9 protein-coding genes and 1 other RNA gene are annotated in these 10,917 nt (G+C 41.1%); 5 read left to right on the top strand and 5 right to left on the bottom strand.

Features of this window, described 5'->3' with window-relative positions:
- Both P2W73_RS25560 and P2W73_RS25555 read left to right on the top strand, forming a co-directional pair.
- Nucleotides 1-2,474 (top strand): T9SS type B sorting domain-containing protein (locus P2W73_RS25560; protein ID WP_276504945.1); only part of this gene is annotated, 2,474 nt, incomplete at its 5' end.
- Between the two features lie 35 nt (nt 2,475-2,509).
- A complete protein-coding gene (locus P2W73_RS25555; RefSeq protein WP_276504944.1) occupies nt 2,510-3,535 on the top strand; it encodes a PorP/SprF family type IX secretion system membrane protein in 1,026 nt (341 codons plus the stop codon).
- A 77-nt stretch (nt 3,536-3,612) separates the two neighbouring features.
- Here P2W73_RS25555 and P2W73_RS25550 read toward each other — a convergent pair whose 3' ends face one another.
- The 5 genes from P2W73_RS25550 to P2W73_RS25530 all read right to left on the bottom strand — a co-directional run bounded on the left by P2W73_RS25550 (nt 3,613) and on the right by P2W73_RS25530 (nt 9,818).
- Nucleotides 3,613-4,713, bottom strand: a complete 1,101-nt coding sequence (locus tag P2W73_RS25550; protein ID WP_276504943.1) for a right-handed parallel beta-helix repeat-containing protein — start codon at nt 4,711-4,713, stop codon at nt 3,613-3,615.
- 410 nt (nt 4,714-5,123) lie between these two features.
- Nucleotides 5,124-5,496, bottom strand: a transfer-messenger RNA (tmRNA) gene (gene ssrA / locus P2W73_RS25545).
- 77 nt (nt 5,497-5,573) lie between these two features.
- Nucleotides 5,574-6,944, bottom strand: a complete 1,371-nt coding sequence (gene rseP / locus P2W73_RS25540) for an RIP metalloprotease RseP (protein WP_276504946.1) — start codon at nt 6,942-6,944, stop codon at nt 5,574-5,576.
- A 125-nt stretch (nt 6,945-7,069) separates the two neighbouring features.
- Nucleotides 7,070-8,278, bottom strand: a complete 1,209-nt coding sequence (locus tag P2W73_RS25535) for a 1-deoxy-D-xylulose-5-phosphate reductoisomerase (RefSeq protein ID WP_276504942.1) — start codon at nt 8,276-8,278, stop codon at nt 7,070-7,072.
- A gap of 43 nt (nt 8,279-8,321) precedes the next feature.
- On the bottom strand, nt 8,322-9,818 hold the full coding sequence (locus tag P2W73_RS25530; RefSeq protein WP_500691740.1) for a GH3 auxin-responsive promoter family protein: 1,497 nt from the start codon (nt 9,816-9,818) through the stop codon (nt 8,322-8,324).
- 187 nt (nt 9,819-10,005) lie between these two features.
- Between P2W73_RS25530 and rplU the strand changes: the two genes are divergently transcribed.
- The 3 genes from rplU (at nt 10,006) to P2W73_RS25515 (ending at nt 10,879) form a co-directional block, all read left to right on the top strand.
- Nucleotides 10,006-10,305 (top strand): 50S ribosomal protein L21, encoded by a 300-nt coding sequence (rplU, locus tag P2W73_RS25525; RefSeq protein ID WP_276504940.1) that lies wholly within the window; start codon nt 10,006-10,008, stop codon nt 10,303-10,305.
- A gap of 86 nt (nt 10,306-10,391) precedes the next feature.
- Nucleotides 10,392-10,652, top strand: coding sequence for a 50S ribosomal protein L27 (gene rpmA / locus P2W73_RS25520; RefSeq protein ID WP_276504939.1), 261 nt, complete (start codon nt 10,392-10,394; stop codon nt 10,650-10,652).
- Nucleotides 10,653-10,756: 104 nt separating this feature from the next.
- Nucleotides 10,757-10,879, top strand: a complete 123-nt coding sequence (locus P2W73_RS25515; RefSeq protein WP_276504938.1) for a hypothetical protein — start codon at nt 10,757-10,759, stop codon at nt 10,877-10,879.
- The last annotated feature ends 38 nt before the right edge of the window (nt 10,880-10,917 follow it).

Below are 10,917 nucleotides of genomic sequence, written 5' to 3'. Positions count from 1 at the left end.
CAACAGCTCCTGTATTGCCAACAACATCTAATAATGGCATCACAGGAACCTGGTCACCGGCTGTTTCTACTTCCGCGATTGGAACCACTACTTATACATTTACCCCGGATGCAGGTCAGTGTGCAGGAACAGCGACACTTACTATCACTGTTACCGATCAGATCACTCCAACATTTGATCCGGTCAATGATGTTTGTTTGAATGCAACCGCTCCGGTTCTTCCAACTACTTCCAATAATGGTATCACCGGTACATGGTCACCTGCTGTAAGCACTGCAGCGATTGGAACCACTACTTATACATTTACTCCGGATGCAGGTCAGTGTGCAGGTACAGCAACATTAGCTATTACCGTAAAAGCAATAAAAAACAGCACTACCGAAATAACAATCTGTTCTGACCAACTTCCTTATTCCTGGAACGGACAAACTTATACCCAGGCAGGTTCGTATGATGTGAGACTGACAAGTGTTGCAGGTTGCGATTCTATTGCGACACTGAGATTGACAATTAGCCCGGTACCACCAACTCCAATCGTTGTCGTAACGGATATAACTTGTGCAACAACAGGAACTATCACAGTCACTTCTCCTGCACCGGGAACCGGTATTATTTATAGTATTGATGGAATCAACTTCCAGGCAAGCAATGTGTTTACAAATGTTGCGCCGGGAACATACACTGTGTCAATAAAGAATGCGGCCGGTTGTAGTTCATCGACTACTATAACAGTAATACAGATAAACAACACCATTGCACTTGATCAAACTGTTACTGATGCCATCTGTACCTCGAACAATGGTTCCATAAACCTGGCTATCAGTGACGGCGCTGCACCATACACTTTTGCATGGAGCGGACCTAACAATTTCACTTCCACTAACGAAGATCTCACCAGTTTATCCGCAGGCGACTACACCGTAATTGTAACCGATGCAAATGGATGTACCCAGACAAAGACCATAAAAGTTGGCCTCGATATAAATACAATTACTATCAACCCGGTGGTAGCAAATACAATTTGCGCTGCTAATAACGGCTCGATAAACCTGGTCGTTCAAAATGGATCGGCTCCCTATAGTTATCAATGGTCAGGACCAAATAATTTTATTTCAACAACTAAGGATTTGAATGGATTGGCAGCAGGTAACTATACGGTTCTTGTAACAGATGCAAATGGTTGCACCGCTTCATCTACCACCACAATCAACCAGGTCAATAATATTATTACATTAAATAAATCCATTACAAATGCTACTTGTACAGTAATGGATGGTTCTATAAATCTTATTGTCAACGGTGGTAGTTCTCCCTATTCATATGCATGGACCGGACCTTCGGGCTACACTGCCACCACAGATGATTTGACAGGGCTCGCCCCAGGTAATTACAGCGTAGTTGTTACAGATGCAAACGGCTGTTCAGCTACAACAGAAGCAGTAGTCGGTCAAACAGACCTGGCACCAAACGTTGTGACTTCTGATATTTCATTGTGTTCGCCTGCCAATCTCACCGATCCATCGGTTACAGCTGGTTCTGACAATGGTTTGACGTATACATACTGGCTCAATGCCGCAGCCACTAACCCTGTTGCTAATCCGCAGGCTGTACTTGCCGGAACCTATTATATCAAAGGAACAAATGCGTTTGGGTGTTATTCGATCAAGCCTGTAACGGTAACCATCGAATCATCACCGGTATTTGTCGTAACCAATCCTGCGAGTGTTTGCGAACCTGCCACTGTAGATCTCACAGCGCCTGCCATTACAGCAGGCAGTGATCCACGCCTGACCTACACATATTGGATGGATCAGGCCACAACCATACCATTGACGAATCCACAGACTGTCAATACAAGTGGTACATATTACATCAAAGCTTCCGCTGTTGGTGGATGTAATTTTGTGAAAGCGGTAGAGGTTGTGGTGACTGTTACGAAAGGCGAAAAATCGGTACGTTATCCAACTATAACCGTAGCGCCAAATACCTCAATACAGTTAACTGCGAGAGCGCTATCACTTAATAATAAATACACCTGGTATCCGCCGGTTGGCCTAAATGCGTATGACAGAAAAAATCCAACCTTCCGTCATAACAGCAACGTGGAATATACCATCACAATAGATAATGGAACTCCATGCCCGGTAGTTGATACGCTGTTGGTGATGATGCGTCCGATAAATCCGGGCGGATGCGTGTCGGATATTTTTGTTCCGAAGGCGTGGTCGCCGAATAACGATGGTCATAATGATAAGCTATTCCCGATCCCTGTATGCATCCGTGAATTGATCTACTTCCGTGTCTTCAATCGTTGGGGTGAGCTTGTATTTGAAACTAATATACTGCGTCATGGATGGGATGGTATTTATAAAGGCGTTCCACAGGTAATGGATACTTATACATGGACATTAGAAGCTACAGGCGAAGATGGCAAATATTATAAACGTGCCGGCAACTCAGTTCTTTTAAGATAAAATCAACTCATGAATGAACTCTTAAAATTATTACAATGAAAACCTGGAATCGAATTGTGGCAGTTGTGCTTTTATTGATGGCGACAAAATCCTCGTTTGCACAGGATCCTAGTTTTTCCCAATTTTTTTCGTCACCATTAAATATTAACCCCGGGCTGACGGCTAATATTAATGCAGACTGGCGGGCAATCTCCAATTTCAGAGATCAATGGATCGGCCCGGCAAGTCCTTATGTCACGGGAACTGTTTCTTACGACATGAAGATCATGCAGAACAAAGTTCCCAATGTTGAAACAGAAAATAATATCATTGGTATTGGCACTATGTTAATGTTTGACCATGCCATGAGTGGTGTGGTAAAAAGTACCTATGTTTCGTTTAATCTTTCCTACAATATCAAGTTGATAGAAAATGATCAGCAGAAGCAACGGATTGGATTAGGATTTGGCGCTATCTACGGAAGAAGGCATGTCGATTTTGACAGGCTGACTTTTGAAGAACAGTTTACCGGGAATGGATTTAATACTAACCTTCCTACGGGTGAAGTAGCGTTAGATAATATGCGGCCTTACTTCTCCGCGAGTGCAGGCATTGTGTACACCTATACATCGCAGAAGAGTAATCTTGATCTTGGAGTAGCGGGTTTTCATTTAAACAAGCCGAAACAAACCTTTTTGAAAGATGAAAACCAGATACTGGCGATGCGTAAAGTGGCACATGCCAATTTTGAAACCTTTTTAAACGAACGTGTCGTATTAAATACAAATGCCATTTATCAATACCAGGATAAGGCGAGCTATTTTTCAGTTGGCGGAGCACTGGGCTATTATGTCGGTGACCAGGCAGGTTCGTTATTTACCGCCGGGCTTTGGTATTGGTCAAAGAATGCTGTCATACCGTATGCCGGCCTGGCCTATGGTGATTTTCAATTCGGGCTTAGTTATGACATCACCGTTTCAAAACTCAACCAGGCTGCACGAAAACCAAAGACCTGGGAGCTATCGTTAATCATACGTGGAGTTAAAAAACCGAGCGGAATTATTCCTTGTCCCTGGAAGTGATCTATATCAAACTAAAAAAGCGTCATAAGGACAAGCCCTATGACGCTACAAAAACTCACCTTATTTAATAACCGTCCTTAGTTACGAATTTCCAATAATTCTGCAGGCGTAATGAATGTGATCAAATGTGAAGGCACACCCATTTCAGATAAAGAGATAGTAGTAGGATCTTCAAACGATGTATTGCTACAGTTGCCTGCATTCCATCCGTTGTTTATACTTCCGCTTTTATCTGTCCAGTTTACCCTGTTACCTTTTACAGTGATGTTAGAACAAGATGCGCCTTGTTGTGCCCATACATAAAGAGGATTATTGGTAAATGGTTGTTGTCTTGCGTAGATCTTGTTATTGATCAAAGAGATATTGCTACCACCAGCGGATGCAATACCGTATTGACCCGGATCGAGCAATGTATTGTTTTCAACAATTTGGTAACCGCCACCATAGTCACCTGTCATGATACCACCACCAGATGTTGATGGACCACCGCCTCTGAACATATTGTTACGAACAGAGATTGGGCTTGACGCAGTTCCTGAACTTTGATACAAAGAAATCAGATCTTCCGGATCACTTTCACCTGCAAAGTTTTCACCCTGGTTGTTTTCAATCAGGTTGCCTTCGCCGCTTACATTGTTAAACTGTACAAACTGACCACGACCACCCGTGCTACGCATACGTACGTTTACAAATTGGTTGTTACGAATTTTGATTGTTTTAGAACCTAAGGCGTAAACACCGGTAGTTACCCCGTTGAATAAGCAATTCTCAATTGTGATGTTGGAAGAGTTTTCAATGCTGATTGCTTCTGCGCTTGCCCTGTCGAAGAAACAGTTTCTGATAGTGATATTGCTGCTTCCATTTAACAACAGCGGATTTCCTGAAATGTCAACAAATCTCAAATTCTCGATTACAACATTTGACTGACCCGACAAGTTTTTCGCTCCGGATGTTGGCAACGACAAATACGCTACTGTACCGGTCGAGGGAGTAGTTGGTGTTGTAGGGGCTGGAGTTGCTACGGTATCCGTAGGAGTTGTTGGAGTTTCTGTAGTAGGAGTGGTGCGACGTCTTCTCTTGTATTCGGCGTCTTCCTTGCTACAACTGGTTATTAACGCTGCACTGAAAGCTAGTGCGAGTACGGCTTTGCCGCTAAACGACATAGGGTTTAGTTTCATAAGTATTGAATTTTCGCCTACATTGCCAACAAGTGTGCCACTAACACTTAACTGAAATCAATGCAGTCAAACAACAACGTTTAAATAATTATTCATCAGTGATTAGAATATTTTTCCTGTTTTTTTTCAGAATAAAAAATTGTAGATTTTTTTTCTTAGAAAAAATCAACGCATGAAAAAGTAAATGGAAGATGCAATAATGATTAACTGAAATCAATGCATTTTAATCTGAATACGATTTTTAATAAATCAAATCATGAAGTAGCAACGGCAGATGTAGTACCCAGGAAAGTAATTGCATAGATTTTTATTGTACAGCGGTAAGGCCATACACTTATTGAACTGAACAATGTTGTTCAATATAAAATTCAATAATAAAAAAAGGGATAGCCTGGTGGGCCATCCCTTCAAAGTGGAGCTGAGGGGAATCGAACCCCTGTCCAAACATATTCGTCAAAAGCTTTCTACATGCTTATTTCATTATTGCTTGTCGGCGATAAGCAGGAAATGAACAAACCAACTTATCACTTAGCTGAATGATCTTAATCAACCGTCACAGCCTTCGGTCGCAGCATCCTGTTTTGTTGTTGAGTCGGCGGCGGGGCGTGGTAACAGAACAACCGGCCCGGCGGCCCAAATGACTACTTAATCACTGATTAGGCAGCCATGGCATACTGAGTATTGCCATTTAAAGTTTGAATCTTCAGATTAAAGTGCTAATGATACAACGCACTGCATGCTTACACTCTCAAAGATCTATGCTGTCAAAACCGGAACAGCCCCGCTACGCCAATTGACAATGGACAATTGGCAATCGGTCGTTTATATTTGTTTATTGTCTATTGCTTATTGCCCGTTGATTACCTTCCCCAACCAAACCAATCGTTTCCATTGGCGTATAACATCAACAATAATAACAAAATCATGCCAGCCACCTGTGCATACTCCATGAATTTCTCATTAGGTTTTCTGCCACTCACCATTTCATATAAGGTAAACATGACGTGTCCGCCATCTAACGCCGGTATTGGCAAAAGGTTCATAAAGGCCAATATGATTGATAGAAATGCCGTAATATTCCAAAAAGCTTCCCAGCTCCATTCGGTCGGGAACACGGAGCCAATCGCTTTAAACCCGCCAACTCCTTTATAAGCCCCGGTTTCCGGGTTAAGAATCAATCTAAACTGATCTATATAAAATTTTAGTTTTTCAAATGACTTAGTTACACCGGCGGGAAAAGCGGCAAAAAAGCCATACTTACGTACTTCTGTATTATAAACACCTAAATTCTCGTACTGTTTATCATTAAGCCCCGGTACACCAATTCTTCCCTCTTCATTTACTTTTGATTTCAATTGAATTGTTTGTCCTTTTCTCTCAACGGTAAGAGTCACCTCGCCGTTTTTATGATCCTTCAGCGCCGCTGCCATTTCATCAAAAAATCGAACAGGGGTAGAATCCACCGCAATAATGCGATCCATTTCCTGCAGGCCTGCTTTCTTTCCATAAGAGGTATCCTTAGCTGAGTACTTTCCAATATATGTAGGCAATCTGCGATCAAGCAACAAGCCTTTTTTTCTCTTGCTTTCAATCAACTTTTCTACGAGATTGACCGGCAATTTTATATCCTGTTGCTTTCCGTCTCTCTCAATCAGGATTTCCCTTCCTAAAATAACCTGGGCGCCAAGGTTTTCAAAATAATCAACAGGCTCTCCATTTACCGCTAAAATTTTATCGCCGTTTCTCAGGCCGATCTCATTCATCAGGGTATCCGTTGTCCAAATACCGTACTTTATTGAATTCATTGGCGTTTTTCTTTCACCCCAAATCATCAGCACGAAAGCATAAATAAGAAAAGCTACCAACACATTCATAATAATACCCCCAAGCATGATGATCAAACGCTGCCAGGCCGGCTTGCTTCTAAACTCCCATTCTTTTGGTGGTTGTTTCATCGCTTCTTTATCCATGCTTTCATCAATCATCCCGGAGATTTTCACATATCCACCCAGGGGTAACCAACCTATTCCATATACTGTTTCACCAACTTTCTTCTTTACCAACGAAAACCATGGATCGAAAAACAAAAAGAATTTCTCAACCCGGCAACCAAACCATTTGGCAGTAATGTAGTGGCCAAACTCATGCAACACGATCAGTATTGATAATGCTAATAGCAACTGCCCCACCTGCACACCCACGGCTCCCCAATCTATCGCTAACAAATACATATTCAAAAAATATATTTTATAAAAAATTGAAAGAATCGCAAATATCAGCTAAATATAAAAGATTTTTCTACCGTTGCTGAATTATTTGATTTTATTAAGAATAAACGTCGATATGGAAGCAGTCTTTAAAGCCGGATAAGATCCGCAGCATAATTCCGGGCCATGCCGTCACTTTCAAAATACTCATCCAAAGTTGGGTTTTCAATAAAGTTGACCTTTTGCATTGTCTTTTCAATGATATCGGTCATGTCCAAAAAATTTACCCGGTTGCGAAGAAAGGCATATACAGCGATCTCGTTAGCGGCATTCATTACAGCAGGAAGGTTGCCTCCTTTATTTAAGGCCTCCATTGCCAGCACAAGATTTTTGAATGTTCTCAAATCAGGATCTTCAAAAGTCAACGTGTTTACTTTTTTGAAATCGTAACGCGGAAAATTGTTAGCAATACGCCGCGGAAAAGCCAATGCATACTGAATAGGCAACTTCATATCGGGTAATCCCATCTGCGCTTTTATACTTCCGTCTTCAAATTGTACCATGCTGTGAATAATGCTCTGCGGATGAATGACCACCTGTATCTGTTCAGGCTTTAAATTAAACAGCCATTTTGCTTCGATCATTTCCAATCCCTTATTCATCAATGTTGCTGAGTCAATACTCACTTTCACACCCATATTCCAATTAGGGTGCTGTAATGCATGCTCTCTTTTTACATTAACAAGGTAATTAGGTTTTCTTCCAAGAAACGGACCTCCGGATGCAGTCAGGATGATTTTTTCAATACGGTTTCTTGTTTCACCAACCAGGCATTGAAAGATCGCTGAATGCTCTGAATCTACCGGTATTACAGGAACCCTGTTCTCCACCGCTTTTCGCATGATGATATCACCAGCTACCACTAAGGTTTCTTTATTAGCGAGAGCAATTGGCTTACCGATGCTAATCGCACGTAAAGTTGGTCTGAGTCCGGCATACCCCACTATAGCGGCCAGCATCAGATCATAACAATCCATGGCCGCCACTTCTTCCAATGATTTTTCACCGGCAAAAACTTTTATATCGGTTGACGCAAGCGCATCTTTTACCTTTAAATATTTTTTTTCGTCGCCTATAACTACAATGTTGGGATTGAACCGCAAAGCCTGCTCTATCAACAATTCTTCATTAGTATAAGCAGTCAGTATTTCAGCTGAAAACAAACCAGGATTAGCTGCAATCACATCCAATGCCTGTGTACCAATTGAACCTGTAGAACCGAATACTGCAATACGCCTGGTCAATCGCTCCGCCGAAGCGTTTGCTGATTCAGCCTTTTTATATTGTTGTTCTTTCATTTTTACAATCTCTAATTTAATTCCCGGCAGCTATCAGAAGTCATTAATTATCCATCCATTTAATTAATTCATCGGCAATCTTTCGATCGTTACTCAAACGGGGCACTTTATTTTGTCCACCCAATTTACCCACCGACTTCATATAATCAATGAAGCCATTTTTTCTTATCGCAGTCAACTTCAACGGTCGTAAAATATTGCCGGCAATAAGATCATCATAATAAACATTTTTCTGACGCAAATTTTCATCCAGCTTTTTTGCAAAGGCTTGCATATTGGCTGGTTTATTTTCAAACTCGATAAACCATTCATGATAAGATTTGCCTTCTCCTTCACTCACAAAAGGAGCAACTGTGAACTCTGTTATTTGAACATGCTCCTCCTCAGCAGCTTTTAAGAGGCTTTGTTCCACTTCCTCTCCTATTACATGCTCACCAAATGCGGAAATAAAATGCTTTGTTCTGCCAGTCACAACAAGCCTGTAGGGATTCGTAGATACAAATTTTACTGTATCTCCTAAGTTATATCCCCAAAGCCCTGCATTGCTATTAATGATGAGTGCGTAGTTCTCACCGACTTTTACATCAGCTAAAGAAAGGCGGGAAGGATTGGTATTGTTTATTTCGGCAGCAGGGATGAACTCAAAGAAAATTCCGCTATCAGTATTTAACAAAAGACCTTCTGCATTTTGAGAATCCTGGAAAGCAAAAAATCCTTCGCTGGCCGGAAACAGCTCAATCGTATCAATCTTCTTACCGATACTTTCAAACAACCTGGCTTTGTAGGGTTCAAAGTTTACACCACCCTGCACCATCAGGCTGAAATTGGGGAACAGCTCTGCTATCCTTTTGCCGCTTCTCTTCATTAGTTCATCAAAATACATCTGCATCCACGGTGGTATCCCGCTGATCAGGGTCATATCCTTATTGATTGTTTCATCCACGATCTTATTCAGCTTGGTTTCCCAGTCTTCAATACAATTGGTTTCATATGAAGGCAACTGATTGGTGCGCAGATAACCTGGCACATGATGATTGACGATTCCACTCAACCGGCCGGTCGGAATACCGCCTACTCTTTCTAACACCGGTGATCCTGACAGGAAGATCATTTTACCATTTGCAAACCTTGAGTTTCCTGTTTCTGCCATGTAGCAAAGCAGCGCATTGCGGGCAGTATTAATATGATTGGGAATAGAATCTTTGGTGATGGGAATATACTTCGTACCACTGGTAGTACCAGAGGTTTTGGCAAAATAGATGGGCCTGCCTTTCCAAAGTACATTATGCTTGCCTTCTTTTACCAGGTCGATGAACGAGCGGAATTGTTCGTAGTCCCGGATGGAAACCGCCTGCTTAAATTCTTCGTAGGAGTTCACCTTGTCCAACCCCGCCTGTTTTCCAAACTCAGTATTTCGCCCTATTTTAATAAGATCTTTAAGAATATTTTCCTGGTCAGCAACAGCGGTAGCCATGCCTTTACGGATACCTTTATATATATAGGAAGCAAACGGCTTAGCTAAGAAAGACTTGATTTTCATCTGTGTATATCGGTTTTGCCCGCCTGATGAAACGGGCATATGTCTTAATTTTGGGTAACTGAATCGGCAATTCACAAAGATAAAGGAAGGCAATTCAAAAGGCCCGTGATTTTGGTCATTAAAACTTTGACATTTCCGTTTGCTGGTTGAAACTTTCCCCTTACCTTTGCCACCCTAATTTCAGATTATGATAGCAGTAATAAAAGTGGCCGGTCAGCAATTTAAAGTAGAAAAAGATCAGACTTTGTTCGTTCCGCATGTAGCAGGAAACGCCGGAGATAAAGTAAACCTGGAAGTAATATTAGCGGAAGCTGATGGAAAGCTTTCAGTTGGTTCTGCTTTAAAAACAAAAGTATCTGCAGAAATCCTTGATCATGTAAAGGGTGATACTGTGATCGCTTACAAACAAAAAAGAAGAAAAGGTTTTCACAAAAAGAAAGGTCATCGTACTGCTTATACAAAAATCAAAGTAACAAGCATCGCTTAATAAAAGTAAAAGGTTGAAAAGTTGAAAGGTTAATAAGGTCCTCAACTTGTAAACCAATAAACTTGTAAACTAATAAACTTAAAAACATGGCACATAAGAAAGGTGAAGGTAGTGTAAAGAACGGCCGCGACTCACAAAGCAAACGCCTTGGTGTAAAAATTTTTGGTGGTCAACCCGCTGTTGCAGGTAACATCATCCTTCGTCAACGTGGTACTGTTTATCATCCTGGAAAAAATGTTGGTGTTGGAAAAGACTTTACATTGTTTGCATTGAGTGATGGTGTAGTTGAATTCAGAAAAGGTCGCAACGACAGAACATATGTTTCTGTAACTGCAGCTGAAGCATAACTTCTTCGATTGTCATTTTGTGGAAAAAAAATTTGGGTAGTATAAAATAATTATTATTTTTACTTACGATAACCCATATTTCACTAAACATTAAATTCTAAAAAATGGCAACAAAGAAAAAAGCAGCTAAAAAAGCAGCTCCAAAGAAAGCAGCAAAGAAAGCAGCTCCAAAGAAAAAAGCAGCTAAAAAAGCAGCTCCAAAGAAAAAAGCAGCTAAAAAGAAATAAGTTTAATTTCTTAGAAGTTTATAAGAGTCCCGAGTTAA

The organism is Terrimonas pollutisoli (assembly GCF_029360765.1).
GTDB classification, from domain to species: Bacteria; Bacteroidota; Bacteroidia; order Chitinophagales; family Chitinophagaceae; genus Terrimonas_B; species Terrimonas_B pollutisoli.
The sequence above is the reverse complement of the archived record's forward strand: the minus strand, read 5'-3'. Positions and strand labels throughout refer to the sequence as shown.